Here is a 16,227-nt window from a genome sequence, read left to right on the forward strand (position 1 = left end):
TAATTAATATAGATGCTAGATAATAATAAGGAGGGTTTCATATGTCAATACAAGAAGAATCATTGAGGATGCATAAAGAAAACAGGGGAGTTCTGGAGGTAATGGGGAAAGTAAAACTTGAAACTAAACATGATCTATCTATTGCTTATACACCAGGGGTAGCAGAGCCTTGTTTAGAAATCGCAAAAGATAAAAATAAAGTTTATGATTACACTATAAAAGGAAATACTGTGGCAATAGTTACTAACGGTACAGCGGTTCTTGGACTAGGAAATATTGGGCCAGAGGCAGGACTGCCTGTAATGGAAGGTAAGGCGCTATTATTCAAGAAATTTGGAGGAATAGATGCTTTTCCTATATGCCTCGACACTGAAGACCCTGAAGAAATTATAAGAACTGTTAAGTTAATATCACCAGTATTTGGAGGGATTAATCTTGAAGATATAAAAGCACCAGAATGTTTTTATATAGAAAAAAGATTAAAAGAAGAATTGGATATACCTGTATTTCATGATGATCAACATGGTACTGCAATTGTGGTTTTAGCAGGACTTTATAATGCTTTAAAATTTGTTAATAAGAAATTAGAAAGTGTAAACATAGTAATTAATGGAGCAGGATCCGCGGGGATTGCAGTATGTAAGCTGTTATTAAGTGCTGGTGCTAAAAATATAGTACTTTGTGATAAACATGGAGCAGTAGTAGAAGGTGACACTATTTTAAATCCAGCTCAAGCTGAGATTGCTAAAAGTACAAATAGAGATATTGAAAGAGGAACTTTAAAAGAAGTAATTGTAGGTATGGATGTTTTTATAGGAGTATCTGCACCAGGGGTCTTGACAAGCCAAATGGTTTCAACTATGAATAAAAACAGTATAGTCTTCGCCATGGCTAATCCAACACCAGAGATTATGCCAGATGTCGCAAAAGAGGCTGGAGCTGCAGTAGTGGCCACAGGAAGATCAGACTTTGCAAATCAAATAAATAATGTTCTGGTTTTTCCAGGAATATTTAAAGGTGCACTAGCAGTTAGAACAAAAGAAATTAATGATGAAATGAAACTGGGAGCAGCTAGAGGAATTGCTAATTTGATTAGTAATGAAAAATTAGCGGCAAATTATATAATTCCAGATGTTTTTGATCCTCGAGTTTGCGAATCTGTAGCTACAGAGGTTACGAGAGTTGCAAGAGAGATGGGCCTTGCTAGAATTTAGCGCCAGTGTTTAAAATTGATGGATAAAGCCCTTTAATGTTTGTAAACATTAAAGGGCTTTTGGATTTTATAAAAATCATAGAATCATATTTAAAAGTTCTTCTTCAATAAGGTCATTATATTTCCCAAGCCTATAATCATTAACCATATTTTTCTTTTCTTCAATTTTTAAGGACATCATCTTTTCTAGTAGTTTTTTTGGAAACTCTACATAAGCTCCCTTTGGATTCATTTCTGAATCAAAAGTTATAATGGTCGGAATCCGAACGTCACCTGTGTATTCTTCTAAAAAGCTTTCATAACCGCTTTTGGGAAAACAATATAAGTTTATGCTTTTATTTTCCTGTGCCATTCGTTTAATTAAGGGTAATGTAGCAATACAATCAGGGCAGTATCCTTCAGAAAAAACTGCTACATTAATAGTGGAAGTTAAATTTTTAAGAGATTCTTTAGTGCTTGAAGACAAGCTAGTAGAATTATAGGCTATAAGCTGTATATCCCCATATTCTAGTTTGGATTTTTCCAAATACTCTTCAAAAGTTAGACCCTTTGATAAATTTATCATAATTAACATCCCTACTTTCAGTGAAATTATTAACTTTAAGTGTACTATTTAATAATAGTGCACATGAAAATAAATAACAAGTCAAAGATATTTCTACTGACTCTTTATGTGACTAGATAATACAAATCTAATTAATGTACATTATGTACTTAAACATAAGTATATAAAGGCAAAGACTACCCAGCATTATAAAAATATGAAATATTTCATGAAATCCAAAAAGCTTAAGATTTATTTTGGGCCATTTAGTTGCATATATAAGACCTCCTATAGTATAAAAGAGTCCACCAGCTAAAAGCCACATAAAGCCACCTAAGGATACAGCTTTTATAATAGGTACAACAGCAAAAATAGAAATCCAACCCATTAAAATATAAAATCCAGTGTACAACCATCTAGGGGCATCAAACCAAACTATCTTAAGTATAATTCCTATAAGAGCCAGTAGCCAAATAACTACAAAAAGTACAGTTCCCATAGTGCCTTTTAAAGCAATTAAGCATATAGGAGTATAAGTCCCTGCAATTAAAACGTATATCATAGAATGGTCTACTCTTCTAAGTATTTTTATAACCTTTTTTGAAGAGGTAGATTTATGATAGGTTGAACTTGCGCAGTAAAGTAGGATTGAGCTTATTCCGAATACTGCAAGGATAATAGTGTTATGAACGTTTGTCGTGTCTAAAGAGTACTTAATAAGAAGTATTAACCCTATTGTGGATAAGATGGCTCCAATTAAATGTGTAATGCTACTTACAGGTTCTCTAAATTTTGATAACAAATGGATCACTCCTTCTAATTTATAATTTTTTATTTATAGGTAATAATATAAAAAACAAAGACAAAACTCTTTGTGATATGTACTGGTTAAATATAGGGTATCCAGTTATAAAAAACCTATACATGGTTTTTATAACTATGTATGACACATGTTAATACTACAATATAAAACGATATATATCAATAATGATTTTATCCATATTTATACTGAATTTAGGCAATAATTTAAATTGTTATTAAATTGCAACATATAGCTTAGAAATGCTACAAATATATTAGAGCAATTCTAGTAATTCAGAAGCACTAGTACATATAGATTACGCTTATTTGTGGATTACTAGTAATTAATACTATATAATGAAGAAGAGGTGAAAGAAATGGATTATAACAAGGAAAGTTTAGATAAATTAGTAGAAGAGATTATAGGAACAAAAGATATTACTTTAATGGAAATACCCTGCGTAGATTTATATATGGATCAAGTTACAACTTTCTTTAATGAAAAGCTTGGAAGTCTTAAAAGAAATGATGATGATAAGATTCTTACAAAAACTATGATTAATAACTATACTAAAGGTAAAGTATTGATGCCAGCAAAAAACAAGAAATATACTAATGAGCATATGATACTGTTAATGCTTATTTATAATTTAAAGCAGAGTATATCAATTAATGATATTAATACAATTTTTGATTCTATTATTGATATGAAAGCGCCAAAGGGTACAAGTCTTTCATTAGAAAATTTGTACAATAGTTTTTTAGATATCAAAGAAGTTCAAAATCAAAATTTTGTAAGTGATATAGATAAAGAAAGGGAATTTATAAAGGGTAGAATTAAAGAAATGGGAAAAGCGGATGGCGAGTTAATAGAATTAATATTAATGGTACTGTTACTTATTAATAAAGCTAATATGCAAAAGAGAATGGCAGAAAAATTAATTGATATTTTTTTAAATAAAAAATAATAAATTTTATATATCTTATTTTTGAGATGTAAAAATGTCTTATTATCAATGTTTAAAATTTGGACTTATTGTAGTATAATGTAAATATATACTGAATGAGCACTTCTAGCCCTTTGATATCAACAAATAACACTGTTTCGTCAAAAATTTCGTCAAAAATTAAAAAATTTTATTAATTAGCTTAACCGCTTTCTTCCGCATATCATCATTTACATGAGAGTAAGTTTTCATTGTTTCTTGAGCAGTATGACCTAAGAGCTCCGCAGCATCTTCAAAGTTCATACCATTAGCTATTAATTTGCTACCATATGTATGACGGAGCTCATGAACAGTTATATTATATTTTTCTAATGCACGATTTAGAGCAATGGCTGTTGAGGCAGTATTTTTAAAATTAAAAACTCTACCATTTAAATTTTCAACTTTTTTAAAACTCTTAAATTTATGAAGTACCTTTTGGGGAATCGGAACATTACGGTAGGAATTTTTTGACTTTAATGTTCCAAAATTATATTCACCTGTAGGAAGTTTTTTCCACTGCTGAGTTACTTTGATTGATGAATTTTTCACATCAATGTTATCCCAGGTCAATCCAACTATTTCACCAATTCTTAATCCACATTTTAGAGCAATCAAAATCACAAAATTAAAATCTGTATTTTTAATTTCTTTAAGTATAAGTTTTTCTTCACTAGCGTTTAGCGCCCTTTTATTTTTAGCTATCTTAGATACATTATATTTTAATTTTCTAGTCGGTAGTTTAGTTATCAAATCATACTCATTCATGGCAGAATTAAAAATTATATTAAGCTTTCTAATATAGTCATGTATTGTATTTGGATTCAATCCTTCAATCGTCAACTTATCGATAACGCCCTGTATATCCATTAGTGTTATTTTATCTATTTCAATGTCGTTCAAGTCTGAAAATCGATTCAAAACAGTTTGATATGTAATTATTGTGTTGGCTTCTCTATATAGTTTAGCATGTTTAATATACATTTTAGAAAACTTATCAAATGTTATATTTTTCAATTCGGGATTAATCGGATTTTTGACTCTTTTTTTTAACTCCAAAACAGAATCATCCATTTCAAGCCGAGCTAATTCTTTGCCGGCTTTATTTAAAGCATAACCTTGTTTGCTTTTAGTTTTCCATTTAATATCGCTTTCGTTTTCCTTATAAGTAATAATATATTGGTATCCTTTATCTTTTTTTCTTATGAGTGTTGAATATTGCATTTTATTTTACTCCTCCTTAAGTAGTTGATTAACCAATACATCAACAATTTTTCTCTCTTTTTTAGAGAGTTTTTTTATTTTATTCATTAATAAATTAGTCTCTGCATCAAGTTGTAATTCTTCAATGTTAGTTTCATTAGTATTTGATACGTAATATTGTGCAATAGTTTGGTTTATTTCATTGAGGGATCCTGTCGCCAAGTCTAACCTTTCTTCAGTAGTAAGCAATTCAGAAACTGGTATTCCAAGAGCGGCTGCTATTTTTTGAAGAGTTTCTACACTTGCATTATATCTATTCTTCTCTACATCGCCTAAATAACTTCTTGATATATTTGCTTTATTAGCTAACTCAACTTGGGTCAAGCCTTCTTTATTCCTATATTCTTTGATTTTAGAACCTATATCCATTTAATTTAGTCTCCTTTGTATAGTCGGTATATACGACTTAAATTAATTATATTCTATATTATACGGATATACAAGTATTTATATACGCAATATGTGACGGAATAACAAGTAAAGCGACGGAAGGACAAGTATACAAGGGTTTAATTCCATACAATAGTTTAATTTGGCTTGAATTGGGTTAATATGGGCTTTTACAAAATGACGGATATACCTTATACTAAATTTATCGGAAGAAGGTGATGGAATGAGCGCAGAACAAAAGAAAATAATTGGTGACATAATAAGCAAACATAGAAATGAAATTGGCTTAACGCAATTGCAACTGGCTGATAAGAGCAACTTATCAAGAAGTTATGTATCGGATATTGAAGCTGGAAGGTATGCACCATCTGTTAAAAGTTTGGTTTCAATAGCCAATGTTTTAAGTATTGACCTTAATTTTTTATTGAAAATGACGGAAATACAATGATTAAAGGGGCGAATAGTGTGGACAAACTTTTAACTAAAAAAGACTTAGGAGAAAGATGGCAAGTGTCTGAACATGCAATAGACGATTATAGGGCTAAAGGAATAATAACCCCTGTAAAAGGATTACCTAGTATAAGATTCAGTCCTCAACATATTGCAGAGATTGAAGGGACTAAGTTAGAAAGATTTTCTCCAATAGAAAGAAGAAAACTAGAGAGAGAAATTGAGGAGCTTAAATTAAAACTTAAAAAAGCAGAAGAAATTATTGCAAGAGTACAAATATTAGCTACAGGACATGTTTATAATTTACAAGAAAATATAGGCTGAGAGGCCTAATTAAAAATTCATTTCTAGCTATAAAAAACCAACACTTCTTAAAATATGTATATTGTATTCGCATCAAAATAGACCATCATATCTGAAAAATAAAATACACCCCAGCAGAGGGTAAACGAATTATAAGGAGGAAAAACAGTAATGAAGGTTAATAAAAAGGAAATTGATCCGAAAGTACAAATTTCAGATCAATCAATAAAAGAATTAGTTATGTTCCATATTGGGAATATAGAAGATTTTGAAACAATATTAAAACTAACAGAAAATCAAATTCAAAAATTACAATCTACTTTAGAAAGTTTAAAAACATTTGAATTCGAGATGGTAAAGTCGGTAACTTATCCACTTAGTATGGGTAAGGAAGAACTTTAGGAATAGTTTCAAAAGGACATTTATCAGTTTGAGGGCATACCATCCCTACAAATTCACCTTTGCCTATTTGGCAGTCTGGGTATGCAAGAATAGCATCCTTATAGTTTTCAAGTGGTTCTTGATATACGTACTTACATTTAATTGGAATTGCAATTTGGTTGGCATAACAATTAACTGTTTTTATTGTGAAGTATTGCATTAGTGTCACCTCCTCAAAGAGGTACTATTCTACAAGAAAATATAAAAACCTTTAACTATTTACAAAAGGAGGAAAAGGAATTGAGTAATTTACAGATATTTAAAAATGAACGGTTTGGAGAAATAAGATGGATAAAAGTAAATGAAAAAGATTTTGCAGTAGGAATTGATGTAGCAAGGGCATTAGGATATAAAAACCCAAATGATGCAATTGCAAGACATTGCAAGGGGTACGTGAAACACGCAGTCCCTACAAATAGCGGAGAGCAACAAATGAATGTTATTTCCGAAGGTGATATATACAGGTTAACAGCAAAATCAGAACTACCAGGAGCAGAAAGGTTTGAAAGTTGGATATTTGATGAGGTGCTACCTTCCATCAGAAAACATGGAGAATATTCCGGAGTTAAAGAATTTAAAGCCCAATCATTCGAAAGTACAAATAAGTTAATGGCAGATATTTCTCCATTACTAGACGAAGCTAATTGTACATCAAATCAAAAGTTAATAGTGTTCAAGGGCATCTTAAGAAAAGCAGGGATTGAATTACCATTAGAATTTTTGGAACCAGTGAATGGTCAAAGAGAATCCCCTAGCACTGAACTTAAATCTCATGTGTCAGATTTTCTTTTAGAAGAATGTAAGATGCAAGCAGGAAGAACTACAATTCCAGAATTGTATGGTGCTTATGTTAAGTGGTGTAAAGAAAGGTGTGTAGAAAAGGTTAGTTCAATAAAATTCGGTAAAATCATTCGTAGCACTGGAATCACCAACGGAAGGTCAAATGCAAGAAGATACTGGAGAGAGATTATTGTAAAAAATTAAAAGGAGGGAATTAAGTGGAAATAAAACAATCATTTATAAATTTAGGTCAATCAATAGATAATTTAGAGCTTACTATAGGATGGTTAAAGGAAGCCAAAACAGAAAAGCAAATAGAAATGTTAATTAAGGATTTTGAAGAATGTGGGCAGTCACTGAGAACATATTATGAAAATTTTAAAAATGTCTCAACTAAAGACCTTGCGAAAGAGTTGGAAAGCAGAATAGGAGTACAGGCATTCCATGACAGGCTATACAAAGAAGGCTATAACATTAATATAACTAAAAAATATAGCGCAGATAGAACACCCATAGAATTGCCTGGGGATATAACAGTTTTGGTTATTAAAATGGGGAGGAAAATCAATGAAAGAAACATTAGAAAAGCCAGCAGAAGAGGGTAATAAATTTAAGGAGGAAAAGATATGAATGAATTAAACAATGAACTATGTAAAACATGTGGATTGAATCATAAAAAAATATTAGCCAATGGTAAAAATATCGATGAATCAAGAAAAGAATTTTTAATTATAGGGTTAGGTGGTAAACAGAAATATGGAGAGGTAATTAGAGAACTGTCTGAAATTATAAGGAAATACAATTTAGACAGCACCCCAAATACATTCAAAGATTTATTGGATCAACTAAAATATATTACTTTGCATAAGTTCTAAGTTTTAGATTTATCTGACGGAACATAAACATTTTCAAACGATGCACTAAATAGGTCTTCATTACGCTCTAAATGGTATTTATGAAAATGTTGGTTTAAATCTGCAACAGCTCCTATTGCATCTACTAACTGCTTCCACATTGTTTCATCTATTTCAGCATAGCAGTGTGGGCAATTGACAGGTTTATCAATACTTGAATCTCGATAGATTTCGTAAGAGTTACCACAGTTTAAGCATTTAATTTTAGCAAATGTGCTCATATAAATATCACCTCCTTATGGTGATAGGGTTCTACAGATAATAACAAATACCTTTAATAAAAGAAAGGAAGTATAAAAATGAGTAAAGCAGTTAACATCAATGAAATTGCACAAGAATTATTGGGGGTTTTAGTTAAAAACAAAGTGACAATGAATTTTTATGAAGATGTGCTGGAAGCCTTAAAGGAAAAAGTTTATTCCAACACACTTATTCAAAAATTACATTAGTAATGATATGATTTAAGCTTTAAAATTTTCTGTGAATTTAAGACCTTCGTAAGATATTCTTATTTCACCAGTTATGCTTACGTTTAAAGTATCACCGGAGCTTCTCATATATACCTATAATAACAAACACTTGTTAAAATATGTATATTGTATTCGCATCAAAATAGACCATCATATCTGAAAAATAAAATGCACCCCAGCAGAGGGTAAATGAATTATGGAGGGTAAGAATGAAATGTCATTTGAGCAATATAAAAGAAAATAGTGAAATGAAAGATGAATTAATAACATACTTGAATAATTTAATTACAGAAAAAATTTCTATTAAAAAATATAATTCTATTACTATAGCATGCATAGGAACAGATAGATGCACTGGGGATAGTCTTGGACCTATTGTAGGAGACCTCCTTGAACGAAAGAAATGGGGAAATGTAAATATAGTTGGAAGTCTTGAATATCCATTACATGCAAAAAACATTGAAGAAAGAATGGGATGTGTGCCTGATGATTCTCTAATAATTGGAATAGATGCTTGTTTGGGAGATTTGAAATCTATTGGTTGTATAAGAATTGAAGATAAATCATTACATCCTGGGGCTGGAGTTAATAAAGACCTTCCACCAGTAGGAGATATCTCAATAACAGGTATTGTCAATTTGAGTGGATGCTTAGGGTTTATGACATTGCAAAATACAAGATTGTATACGGTTATTGAATTAGCAAAATGCATCGCAAATACACTTTCAGAAGTTATTCCATTTGTAGATTTAAATATAGAAACAGAAGAATTTATGGAAGAAATTATATTATGAAAAAGGAGCGGGTGTCATGGAAAACAACTCATCATTCCAGAAAAAACTATCAAAAATAGATTTACCATTTTGGAAAGAAAATTTAGAAAGAGAAAAAGAACGTTTAAAAGGGCTACTTGATTTTAGTAATGGTGTAGAACACAGCGCAACATTGGATGCTAAGAGAAATATAAAAAGGTATGAAGATAAAATTAAAGAAATAGAAGAGTTTTAAGGAGGACAAGCCAGTGGATGAAAATTGGTTAAAAATCCATGAAAAAGATATTTTAATACTTAAGATGCAAAACAGAGGGTTACTAAATCAAATCAAGCGAAACAAAAAAGAAATAGAAATCTTAAGAGAATATAACAGACAAATTCTAGGGAGGGAAAATAATGACAGCACCAAAAACTAGATGTAAACAATGTTATTACATTGGCGCAAACGTAAACCAAGAGCCTTGTAGCCAATGTAATGAAATTCAACCTAAATTTAAATTTAAAGAAAATGAATTTCTAGATTCAAGAAAAAACTTGATGAAGGAGGATTAGAACAAAATGCAATTTGTGCAAGTCATACCAGTAAAAAATTATACAGAGAAAAAATGGCTGATGAAGAAGTACAAAAAGTGCATAAACATTACGGTTGAAGCATTTTCAGATTATATAGTAGTTGAAAATTATCATGGGAGGAAAGAAAGATGTTTAGAAAAGCATTAGAAAATAGAGTAGGACATCTTAGCAATACAGAATTTGCAATTATATGTGGAATAGTGACCGATGATTTAAAGTTCAACAGAGTTAGCTTTAAAAAGTGTACAAGCTTAAATTATGTAATAGATATAGCAGTTAGATGTGTAGAGGTATTCAGAAAATGCGCATAAAAAAGAACCCTTTGGAGAGGGTCCTCAGGAAAATAAAAATCTTATTAAATTATAGCACAAAGAAAGCGAGGTTGCATAGGTGAAAGAAAAATACAAGCAAGCCCTAGAAGAAGTATTACAGAATCTAAGGTCTATAGATGGCCCTAATTCAGGAGATGAATACAACAATGATTCTATAAAAATCATTGTTGAGGTTTTAAAGGAAGAAAAATAAGGGAGGGTGGAAATATAAATGAAAATTAAAGCATTGAAAATTAGTAATTTTGTGGGTGTTGATGAATTGAGTTGGAACCCAAGCGAGGGAATAAATATCTTAGAGGGTGTAAAAGGTAGTGGGAAAACAAGTGTACTTGAAGCTATAGAAGCAGCCTTCTCTAATAATAGAAGAAGAACAGAGGTTGTAAGACATGGCGAAGAGGAGGCAACCCTGTACGTTGAATGTGACAATGGTTTGGAAATTGATAGAAGGATAAGGAATGAAAAATCTGACTACATGAAGCTTAGGCAAGAAGGCAAGGCAATCAATTCTACGGAAAAGGAACTTAGAAAGCTTATATCTGGGGATATATTTAGACCTTTAGACTTCGTAAATATGGATATTAAAAATCAAACTGAAATTATTTTAAATATGATCCAAGTTAACTGGACCATGGAAGATATAAAAGCATGGTTTGGAGAAGAAGTCCTGGGGATTAATTATGATAAGCATATATTACAGATTCTTAAGGATATAGAAGTTAAAGCATTTGCAGAAAGAACAGAAATTAATAGGCAAATACATGTATTAGAGATCCAATGTAATGCCATAGAAAAAGAGTTGCCACCAAACTATGTAGGAGATGAATGGAAAGATAAAAACATTCAAGAGTATTACGCAGAGATAACTAAGGCGCAAGAAGTTAATTCGTGGATAGACAAGGCCAAAGAACTCCAAAAAGGTTTCGATGAAAAGGTTTCTGCTATTAATAGCGATACGGAAAATCAAAAATCAAAAGTTACTTTGAAGTATAGGGAAATGGAATCTGACATTAAAGACATTGTAGACTTAAGTAAAAACAAAATAGATAAAGCAAAAGCTGAACTAGATAAAGCTAGTTTAGACTTGGAAAATAATTTAAGTGGGAGTGCTATTCAGTATGATAAAGAATTATCTGATATTGAAAAACAATTTGAAGTGAAAAAGCGAGAAGCAAAGGATAAATTCCAAGCTAGAAATGAGGAATGTCACTCTAATGCAGCAAAAAATAAAGAGGAGCAAAAGGACTTGATTCAACTTCAAAATCAAAAAGTATCTGTTAAAGAATCAGAACTCCTGGGATTAGATGAAAAAAAAGAATTAGAGTTTGCTTCATTAGAAAAAGATTCTACCCAGAAAATTGATGCAGCTACAGATAAAATCAGCAAGGCTAAAAAATACCTAGAAAGCAATGAAGAGGTTGATATTAAGCCATTACAAATTGAAGCGGATAATGTAGAAAAAATGAAAGGTTATCTCAGAGAATGGGACAGGCTACAGAGTATTATTAACGGTCAGTTAGCAGAGAAGAAACTCTCTAGTACATTATTAACTAAACAGATAAATATCGCTAGACAGAAGCCTGCGGACCTTTTAAAGACACACAAACTTCCTATCAATGGTATTGGTGTAGATGAAAAAGGGATGATTAGAATTCATGGAACTTTACTAGATGGTTTAAGTGATGGAGAAAAGCTGGAAGTAGCATTTAATATATCTCTACAACGCATGGGAGAGCTTAAAATAATGTGTCTTGACGGATTCGAAAGATTAAATCAATCCGAGCAAAAGAAAGTTTTGGACATTTGCGAAGTTAATGATATTCAGGCATTTGTGACAATTGTTAAGGAAAAGGAATTTTCAATAGAGGGAGTGAGTGAAGATGTCAGAGAATAAGATTGTGCCAGTAGAAAACAACTCAATATCAATTTTTGAGAATCAAGACAAATTTGAAGTAGCGCAAAGAATGGCAATGGCACTATCTAAATCTACAATAGTGCCACAGGATTACAGAAACAACGTGTCTAATGCATTGGTAGCCTTAGATATGTCTAACAGGATGGGAATGTCCCCGATGATGGTTATGCAGAACTTATACATTGTAAAAGGTAGACCATCTTGGAGCTCTCAATTTATCATCGCAGCTATAAACAGTTCAAAGAGATATTCTGAAAGTTTAAAATTTAAGTTAGAGGGCAAGGGCGAGGAAATGTCTTGTTATGCTTATGCAAAAGATTACGAGGGAGAAGAAATAACAGGCCCAGTAATTACGATGAAAATGGCGAAAACAGAAGAATGGTCAACTAAGTTAGGTAGCAAATGGAAAACCATGCCGGAAGTAATGATTAGATATAGGGCTGCAAGTTTCTTTGGAAGATTATATTGTTCAGATTTATTAATGGGAATTTACTCAGACGAGGAAAACGGTGGAAATCTAAAAGCTAAAATTGATGTTACTGAAGAAGTGCCAGACACTTTCAATACTGTAAAAGATAAGGTTGAAACAGATGAAAACATAATTGAAACAGATTATGAAGAATTTCCAGGGGAGGACGATACTAATGGAACTAACTAGACAAAACTATTTTAGCAGAGAAGCAGAAAACCTCTACATGGGTTCATCTAGTTTTAAAGCTTGGGATATTCTCCATGGTGGATGCGAAGCAAAACAAGTAGCAATTAAAAAAGGTGAATGGATAGAAAAAGAAAATCCAGCATTTCTATTAGGAAGTTACGTACATGCCTGGAGTAGTGGAGATTTGCAAGAGTTTATGTCAACTACACCACAGTTATTTAAAAAGAATAGCAGCGAATTATTAGCTAAATATGCTCTAGGTGATGAAATGATTAATGTCCTTAGGAATGATCCGCTTGTAGAAAAAATTAGGGAAGGCGCAAAGGAACAGATATTCACTGGTGCTATAGCAGGTGTAGATTTTAAAATTCAAGTGGATATTCTTAATCTAGAAAAAGGTTATTTTGCTGATATAAAAACAACTAAGAATTTACAAGAAAGTTACTGGAACAAAGAAATTAGAGGCCAAGAAACCTTTATAAATAAATATGATTATTACACTCAAATAGCAATTTATGCAGAGATTTTAAAACAGAATATAGGACTTGTGGATTATTTGGAACCATATTTAATAGTTGTGGACAAGCAAGAAGTTCCTGATCACGAAGTCATCTACATGGGTAAAAACTTTATATCTGATAAATTAGCAGAAATTGAAAACAGACTTTCACATATTACGGAAGTAAGAAAAGGATTGATAGAACCTATGTACTGTGGGAAATGTGACTATTGCAGAAGCGTTAAAAAGATTATTAAGCCAATCAGTTTATCAGAGTATGAATTGGAATTGGGAATTTATTAATAATTAGGAGGTTTAAAATGAGTAAAAAAGATGAATGTTTTGAAATATTTTATGCACACTCAGAAGCTAAACGCGAAAGAGCTATTGAAATAGCGATGAGTACAACTGGGGTATCAAAAGCAACTGCTTTCACTTATTACCCAGCTTGGAGAAAAGAATTTATGTCTAAACCGTATTACGTTGCGCTTGAAAAGGATATGAAAGCAAAAATTAAAATCAGTAAAGACGCGGCCAATAAATCACAAAAAACGGTATTAAATCACAGTAATGTCGATATTAAAACCAAAATGGACAATGAAATCACAGAAGTGGCTAATGAATCACCAATAAAGGAAGTTACTCAAGAGCCTATAACCACTGATATTAATATAGAAAAAATAGTTTCAGATGCATTCGCTAAAGGTAAAGAAGCATTTAATGAGAACAAAGATAAAATATTCGATGAAGCCATGGAACGTGCAGCACGAAGAACTGAAAGATTGATCAGTTCAGTAAAAGAGATAATAAACCCTAAGGTTGAAGGAATTAACTGGAAAATTGATGTAATAAATCCGGTTGTAGTTGATAAGAAAAAAGAAGATATCCTTGTTACTAACCTTGTACCTGTTGTTATGAAAGGCAAACATGGGAGTTATAAATTTGATAAAGATGCTATGGAAAGGGAGGCACACAGGCATGTTAGAAAAAGCAATTAAAAAATTAAAGACTGAAATGGATAGTAGCAAGAACAATACTTATGGTCAAGTAGTAGGAGGGTTTCTTATCGAACATCTAATTGCAAACCCATCATCGGCAGAAAAAATATTAAATGCCGACAAGACCATAGGATTAAGTCTTGGAGAAATGAAAAAGGTAGCAGAGAAAAGGCGAATCGGTAGTTGTGCGGTGCTCACTGATCAAGAAGGGTTCGGAATTGTACTGAAGTATTTTGGGATTGAATCCTCCATTACGAATATACCTTCTAAAATTAAAGAGCCGGCAGTAGAAGCTCCTGTTACAAAAAAGAAGGAATCAGAAATTGATTTTAATGTTGAATTAGATTTTTAGGAGATGAATGTAGTGGAAGTAGATGCTAGAAACAAAGAATGCACTAAACACTTTGAAAAAAATATAAGCGATGGAGTAAAGAAATATGCGATAGAAGAGGCTTTTAAATTCAGTAGGTATATATTTACTCGTAAAGATAAGAAACAACAGTATGGATTTTGTACGCACTGTGAAACGGAAATTAAGACATATAGTTTAAAACATAATGAAGAAACTACCTGTCCGAACTGTAGAAGTAAAGTAATGGTCAGGTCTGGTGGAATGGGTAGAAAATATATGATTGATACTGTATATTTCGTCTACTATGAAAAGTCTATAAAAGACCCAAACGTTCTTGTAGCAAGAGGTATACAAGCCCAAAGGGATTATAGATTCGATTATAACAATGTAAATACTCAGTATTTTCTAATGGCCATGTATGTGTTTGATGCAATTAAAGGCGAAAGCGTAATGTTAAAACATTCTTATTATGGTGATAGGTTTGATAAAACGAGTAGTATCTGTTCACTATCAGGATCATTCGAACAACGAGGTGCTAGGGTAAGTTATTCAAGAGAAAGTATAGAAACAGCAATCAAAGATACACCTTTTAAATATAGCCAATGGGATAGTTATTACAGTGGCGATATGACTAAGTTTTTCGAATTATATACTAAATATCCAATAATAGAATATCTGACAAAAGAAGGGTGTAAGGGCTTGGTACAAGACAAACTTGATGGTGGATTAACTCATAGGGCAATAAACTGGAGAGGCAAAACTATTTTCAAGATACTAAAGATAAGCAAGCAAGACTTAAAACAAATAAAAGCTCAAAAAATAAATATTACATTCTCCTTCTTAAAGATTTTTCAGGATGCAAGAAAACGCAATTGGAATTTAACATTAGAAGAAACCACTGAAGTAGCAACTAAATATTTAAATTACTATGACTCATTATTAAATGCAACAAAGTATAGCTCCATGAAAAAACTGTTAAAATACTTTTCAAAGCAATTTAACGACTATAACATCTACCAAACAGGACATCATTATTATGATAAAGGCGGTGTAGCTGGAACATTTAGAGATTATATATCAGATTGCATAGTGCTTGGAATGGATATTACAAAGGACCAAGTTGTATTTCCAAGAGATCTCTTCACTGCACATCAGAATACAATTAAACAAATTAATATGCAGAAAAATGAGAAGCTCGATCTGCTAATTAGAGACAGAGCTGAAATCTTAAAGAAATATATATTTGAATGTAATGGATTGATGATAAGGCCTGCAATGAGTTCTCAAGACTTAATAAATGAAGGTAGCGCACTTACCCATTGTGTAGCAACTAGTTATACAGATTCTTACGCTAAAGGTAATACTAATATCTTCTTTATACGTAAAACTTCGGAGTTGGACAAGTCTTATTACACTATAGAAATTAAGCAAGATAAAATAATTCAGGTCCATGGTAAAAATAATCGTTCGCCAAGTGAGGATGTACAAGAATTTATAAAAGTATTTACAAAAAAGAAGCTAACTAAGAAAAAGGTAAGAGTCCAAAACAAAATAACTATCCCAGCTTAAATTAAA

General features: G+C 31.6%; 28 protein-coding genes. 22 read left to right on the top strand and 6 right to left on the bottom strand.

Going from position 1 to position 16,227, the window contains the following annotated elements; genetic code table 11:
- Positions 1 to 41: 41 nt before the first annotated feature.
- Positions 42 to 1,214, top strand: coding sequence for an NADP-dependent malic enzyme (locus G9F70_RS02430; RefSeq protein WP_164946031.1), 1,173 nt, complete (start codon positions 42 to 44; stop codon positions 1,212 to 1,214).
- A 75-nt stretch (positions 1,215 to 1,289) separates the two neighbouring features.
- Here G9F70_RS02430 and G9F70_RS02435 read toward each other — a convergent pair whose 3' ends face one another.
- Both G9F70_RS02435 and trhA read right to left on the bottom strand, forming a co-directional pair.
- The gene (locus G9F70_RS02435) at positions 1,290 to 1,778 is read right to left on the bottom strand and encodes a thioredoxin family protein (RefSeq protein ID WP_164946032.1); all 489 of its coding nucleotides are present in this window, start codon (positions 1,776 to 1,778) and stop codon (positions 1,290 to 1,292) included.
- A gap of 127 nt (positions 1,779 to 1,905) precedes the next feature.
- Complete coding sequence (gene trhA, locus G9F70_RS02440; RefSeq protein ID WP_164946033.1) at positions 1,906 to 2,559, bottom strand: PAQR family membrane homeostasis protein TrhA; 654 nt, start codon at positions 2,557 to 2,559, stop codon at positions 1,906 to 1,908.
- Positions 2,560 to 2,935: 376 nt separating this feature from the next.
- Between trhA and G9F70_RS02445 the strand changes: the two genes are divergently transcribed.
- Complete coding sequence (locus tag G9F70_RS02445; RefSeq protein WP_164946034.1) at positions 2,936 to 3,526, top strand: DUF1836 domain-containing protein; 591 nt, start codon at positions 2,936 to 2,938, stop codon at positions 3,524 to 3,526.
- A gap of 159 nt (positions 3,527 to 3,685) precedes the next feature.
- On the opposite strand, the gene G9F70_RS02450 is transcribed toward G9F70_RS02445, so the two are convergent.
- On the bottom strand, positions 3,686 to 4,768 hold the full coding sequence (locus G9F70_RS02450; RefSeq protein WP_164946035.1) for a tyrosine-type recombinase/integrase: 1,083 nt from the start codon (positions 4,766 to 4,768) through the stop codon (positions 3,686 to 3,688).
- 6 nt (positions 4,769 to 4,774) lie between these two features.
- Positions 4,775 to 5,176 (bottom strand): helix-turn-helix domain-containing protein, encoded by a 402-nt coding sequence (locus G9F70_RS02455; protein ID WP_164946036.1) that lies wholly within the window; start codon positions 5,174 to 5,176, stop codon positions 4,775 to 4,777.
- 244 nt (positions 5,177 to 5,420) lie between these two features.
- Here G9F70_RS02455 and G9F70_RS02460 point away from each other — a divergent pair, with 244 nt between their 5' ends.
- The 3 genes from G9F70_RS02460 (at position 5,421) to G9F70_RS02470 (ending at position 6,352) form a co-directional block, all read left to right on the top strand.
- Positions 5,421 to 5,645 carry a helix-turn-helix domain-containing protein gene (locus G9F70_RS02460; RefSeq protein ID WP_164946037.1) on the top strand — a complete coding sequence of 75 codons (225 nt, stop codon included), beginning with the start codon at positions 5,421 to 5,423 and terminating at the stop codon, positions 5,643 to 5,645.
- A gap of 17 nt (positions 5,646 to 5,662) precedes the next feature.
- The gene (locus G9F70_RS02465; RefSeq protein ID WP_224617381.1) at positions 5,663 to 5,971 is read left to right on the top strand and encodes a histidine kinase; all 309 of its coding nucleotides are present in this window, start codon (positions 5,663 to 5,665) and stop codon (positions 5,969 to 5,971) included.
- 150 nt (positions 5,972 to 6,121) lie between these two features.
- Positions 6,122 to 6,352: a hypothetical protein gene (locus G9F70_RS02470; RefSeq protein ID WP_164946039.1), complete on the top strand. Its 231-nt coding sequence runs from the start codon at positions 6,122 to 6,124 to the stop codon at positions 6,350 to 6,352.
- On the opposite strand, the gene G9F70_RS02475 is transcribed toward G9F70_RS02470, so the two are convergent.
- Positions 6,327 to 6,551 carry a hypothetical protein gene (locus G9F70_RS02475; protein WP_164946040.1) on the bottom strand — a complete coding sequence of 75 codons (225 nt, stop codon included), beginning with the start codon at positions 6,549 to 6,551 and terminating at the stop codon, positions 6,327 to 6,329. The two genes, G9F70_RS02470 and G9F70_RS02475, sit on opposite strands and share 26 nt — an antisense overlap.
- Positions 6,552 to 6,631: 80 nt before the next feature.
- On the opposite strand from G9F70_RS02475, the gene G9F70_RS02480 reads away from it, so the two are divergent.
- From G9F70_RS02480 to G9F70_RS02490, 3 genes are read left to right on the top strand one after another with little or no spacing between them, the layout of a single operon-like run.
- Entirely contained in the window at positions 6,632 to 7,375 is a 744-nt protein-coding gene (locus tag G9F70_RS02480) for a Bro-N domain-containing protein (RefSeq protein WP_164946041.1), read from the top strand.
- A gap of 14 nt (positions 7,376 to 7,389) precedes the next feature.
- Entirely contained in the window at positions 7,390 to 7,776 is a 387-nt protein-coding gene (locus G9F70_RS02485; protein ID WP_164946042.1) for a hypothetical protein, read from the top strand.
- Positions 7,777 to 7,797: 21 nt separating this feature from the next.
- Positions 7,798 to 8,046 (top strand): hypothetical protein, encoded by a 249-nt coding sequence (locus G9F70_RS02490; RefSeq protein WP_164946043.1) that lies wholly within the window; start codon positions 7,798 to 7,800, stop codon positions 8,044 to 8,046.
- Here the strand turns inward: G9F70_RS02490 and G9F70_RS02495 are convergent.
- On the bottom strand, positions 8,043 to 8,306 hold the full coding sequence (locus G9F70_RS02495) for a hypothetical protein (RefSeq protein ID WP_164946044.1): 264 nt from the start codon (positions 8,304 to 8,306) through the stop codon (positions 8,043 to 8,045). The genes G9F70_RS02490 and G9F70_RS02495 overlap by 4 nt on opposite strands.
- A 78-nt stretch (positions 8,307 to 8,384) precedes the next feature.
- Here G9F70_RS02495 and G9F70_RS02500 point away from each other — a divergent pair, with 78 nt between their 5' ends.
- The 14 genes from G9F70_RS02500 to G9F70_RS27215 all read left to right on the top strand — a co-directional run bounded on the left by G9F70_RS02500 (position 8,385) and on the right by G9F70_RS27215 (position 16,221).
- Complete coding sequence (locus G9F70_RS02500) at positions 8,385 to 8,534, top strand: hypothetical protein (RefSeq protein WP_164946045.1); 150 nt, start codon at positions 8,385 to 8,387, stop codon at positions 8,532 to 8,534.
- A gap of 230 nt (positions 8,535 to 8,764) precedes the next feature.
- Positions 8,765 to 9,349 (top strand): spore protease YyaC, encoded by a 585-nt coding sequence (gene yyaC / locus G9F70_RS02505; RefSeq protein ID WP_164946046.1) that lies wholly within the window; start codon positions 8,765 to 8,767, stop codon positions 9,347 to 9,349.
- Positions 9,350 to 9,365: 16 nt separating this feature from the next.
- Positions 9,366 to 9,563, top strand: a complete 198-nt coding sequence (locus tag G9F70_RS02510; protein ID WP_164946047.1) for a hypothetical protein — start codon at positions 9,366 to 9,368, stop codon at positions 9,561 to 9,563.
- Between the two features lie 13 nt (positions 9,564 to 9,576).
- Positions 9,577 to 9,744, top strand: coding sequence for a flavodoxin (locus G9F70_RS02515; protein WP_164946048.1), 168 nt, complete (start codon positions 9,577 to 9,579; stop codon positions 9,742 to 9,744).
- Positions 9,725 to 9,880 (top strand): hypothetical protein, encoded by a 156-nt coding sequence (locus G9F70_RS02520; protein WP_164946049.1) that lies wholly within the window; start codon positions 9,725 to 9,727, stop codon positions 9,878 to 9,880. The genes G9F70_RS02515 and G9F70_RS02520 overlap by 20 nt, the downstream gene beginning before the upstream one ends.
- Before the next feature lie 6 nt (positions 9,881 to 9,886).
- Positions 9,887 to 10,048, top strand: a complete 162-nt coding sequence (locus G9F70_RS02525) for a hypothetical protein (protein ID WP_164946050.1) — start codon at positions 9,887 to 9,889, stop codon at positions 10,046 to 10,048.
- Complete coding sequence (locus G9F70_RS02530; protein ID WP_164946051.1) at positions 10,030 to 10,212, top strand: hypothetical protein; 183 nt, start codon at positions 10,030 to 10,032, stop codon at positions 10,210 to 10,212. Before G9F70_RS02525 ends, G9F70_RS02530 begins: the two co-directional genes overlap by 19 nt.
- Positions 10,213 to 10,291: 79 nt before the next feature.
- Positions 10,292 to 10,426 carry a hypothetical protein gene (locus G9F70_RS26840; protein ID WP_263484218.1) on the top strand — a complete coding sequence of 45 codons (135 nt, stop codon included), beginning with the start codon at positions 10,292 to 10,294 and terminating at the stop codon, positions 10,424 to 10,426.
- A gap of 18 nt (positions 10,427 to 10,444) precedes the next feature.
- Entirely contained in the window at positions 10,445 to 12,124 is a 1,680-nt protein-coding gene (locus G9F70_RS02535) for an AAA family ATPase (protein ID WP_164946052.1), read from the top strand.
- Complete coding sequence (locus G9F70_RS02540) at positions 12,111 to 12,803, top strand: hypothetical protein (protein WP_164946053.1); 693 nt, start codon at positions 12,111 to 12,113, stop codon at positions 12,801 to 12,803. Before G9F70_RS02535 ends, G9F70_RS02540 begins: the two co-directional genes overlap by 14 nt.
- On the top strand, positions 12,790 to 13,605 hold the full coding sequence (locus G9F70_RS02545) for a PD-(D/E)XK nuclease-like domain-containing protein (RefSeq protein WP_224617382.1): 816 nt from the start codon (positions 12,790 to 12,792) through the stop codon (positions 13,603 to 13,605). Before G9F70_RS02540 ends, G9F70_RS02545 begins: the two co-directional genes overlap by 14 nt.
- Positions 13,606 to 13,622: 17 nt before the next feature.
- Entirely contained in the window at positions 13,623 to 14,300 is a 678-nt protein-coding gene (locus G9F70_RS02550) for a hypothetical protein (protein ID WP_164946054.1), read from the top strand.
- Positions 14,281 to 14,652 (top strand): hypothetical protein, encoded by a 372-nt coding sequence (locus tag G9F70_RS02555; RefSeq protein ID WP_164946055.1) that lies wholly within the window; start codon positions 14,281 to 14,283, stop codon positions 14,650 to 14,652. Before G9F70_RS02550 ends, G9F70_RS02555 begins: the two co-directional genes overlap by 20 nt.
- Before the next feature lie 12 nt (positions 14,653 to 14,664).
- Positions 14,665 to 16,221 carry a PcfJ domain-containing protein gene (locus tag G9F70_RS27215; RefSeq protein WP_164946056.1) on the top strand — a complete coding sequence of 519 codons (1,557 nt, stop codon included), beginning with the start codon at positions 14,665 to 14,667 and terminating at the stop codon, positions 16,219 to 16,221.
- Positions 16,222 to 16,227 lie beyond the last annotated feature (6 nt).

This window comes from Clostridium sp. FP1 (assembly GCF_011065975.2).
In the GTDB taxonomy this organism is placed as follows: Bacteria; Bacillota; Clostridia; order Clostridiales; family Clostridiaceae; genus Clostridium_AD; species Clostridium_AD tagluense.

Excerpts from the sequence above, each read along its gene's own strand:
- G9F70_RS02430 (WP_164946031.1), top strand. The coding sequence starts at position 42 with ATGTCAATACAAGAAGAATCATTGAGGATGCATAAAGAAAACAGGGGA.
- G9F70_RS02435 (WP_164946032.1), bottom strand. The coding sequence starts at position 1,778 with ATGATAAATTTATCAAAGGGTCTAACTTTTGAAGAGTATTTGGAAAAA.
- G9F70_RS02445 (WP_164946034.1), top strand. The coding sequence starts at position 2,936 with ATGGATTATAACAAGGAAAGTTTAGATAAATTAGTAGAAGAGATTATA.
- G9F70_RS02450 (WP_164946035.1), bottom strand. The coding sequence starts at position 4,768 with ATGCAATATTCAACACTCATAAGAAAAAAAGATAAAGGATACCAATAT.
- G9F70_RS02455 (WP_164946036.1), bottom strand. The coding sequence starts at position 5,176 with ATGGATATAGGTTCTAAAATCAAAGAATATAGGAATAAAGAAGGCTTG.
- G9F70_RS02460 (WP_164946037.1), top strand. The coding sequence starts at position 5,421 with ATGAGCGCAGAACAAAAGAAAATAATTGGTGACATAATAAGCAAACAT.
- G9F70_RS02470 (WP_164946039.1), top strand. The coding sequence starts at position 6,122 with ATGAAGGTTAATAAAAAGGAAATTGATCCGAAAGTACAAATTTCAGAT.
- G9F70_RS02475 (WP_164946040.1), bottom strand. The coding sequence starts at position 6,551 with ATGCAATACTTCACAATAAAAACAGTTAATTGTTATGCCAACCAAATT.
- G9F70_RS02490 (WP_164946043.1), top strand. The coding sequence starts at position 7,798 with ATGAATGAATTAAACAATGAACTATGTAAAACATGTGGATTGAATCAT.
- G9F70_RS02495 (WP_164946044.1), bottom strand. The coding sequence starts at position 8,306 with ATGAGCACATTTGCTAAAATTAAATGCTTAAACTGTGGTAACTCTTAC.
- G9F70_RS02500 (WP_164946045.1), top strand. The coding sequence starts at position 8,385 with ATGAGTAAAGCAGTTAACATCAATGAAATTGCACAAGAATTATTGGGG.
- yyaC (WP_164946046.1), top strand. The coding sequence starts at position 8,765 with ATGAAATGTCATTTGAGCAATATAAAAGAAAATAGTGAAATGAAAGAT.
- G9F70_RS02510 (WP_164946047.1), top strand. The coding sequence starts at position 9,366 with ATGGAAAACAACTCATCATTCCAGAAAAAACTATCAAAAATAGATTTA.
- G9F70_RS02520 (WP_164946049.1), top strand. The coding sequence starts at position 9,725 with ATGACAGCACCAAAAACTAGATGTAAACAATGTTATTACATTGGCGCA.
- G9F70_RS02525 (WP_164946050.1), top strand. The coding sequence starts at position 9,887 with ATGCAATTTGTGCAAGTCATACCAGTAAAAAATTATACAGAGAAAAAA.
- G9F70_RS02530 (WP_164946051.1), top strand. The coding sequence starts at position 10,030 with ATGTTTAGAAAAGCATTAGAAAATAGAGTAGGACATCTTAGCAATACA.
- G9F70_RS02535 (WP_164946052.1), top strand. The coding sequence starts at position 10,445 with ATGAAAATTAAAGCATTGAAAATTAGTAATTTTGTGGGTGTTGATGAA.
- G9F70_RS02540 (WP_164946053.1), top strand. The coding sequence starts at position 12,111 with ATGTCAGAGAATAAGATTGTGCCAGTAGAAAACAACTCAATATCAATT.
- G9F70_RS02545 (WP_224617382.1), top strand. The coding sequence starts at position 12,790 with ATGGAACTAACTAGACAAAACTATTTTAGCAGAGAAGCAGAAAACCTC.
- G9F70_RS02550 (WP_164946054.1), top strand. The coding sequence starts at position 13,623 with ATGAGTAAAAAAGATGAATGTTTTGAAATATTTTATGCACACTCAGAA.
- G9F70_RS02555 (WP_164946055.1), top strand. The coding sequence starts at position 14,281 with ATGTTAGAAAAAGCAATTAAAAAATTAAAGACTGAAATGGATAGTAGC.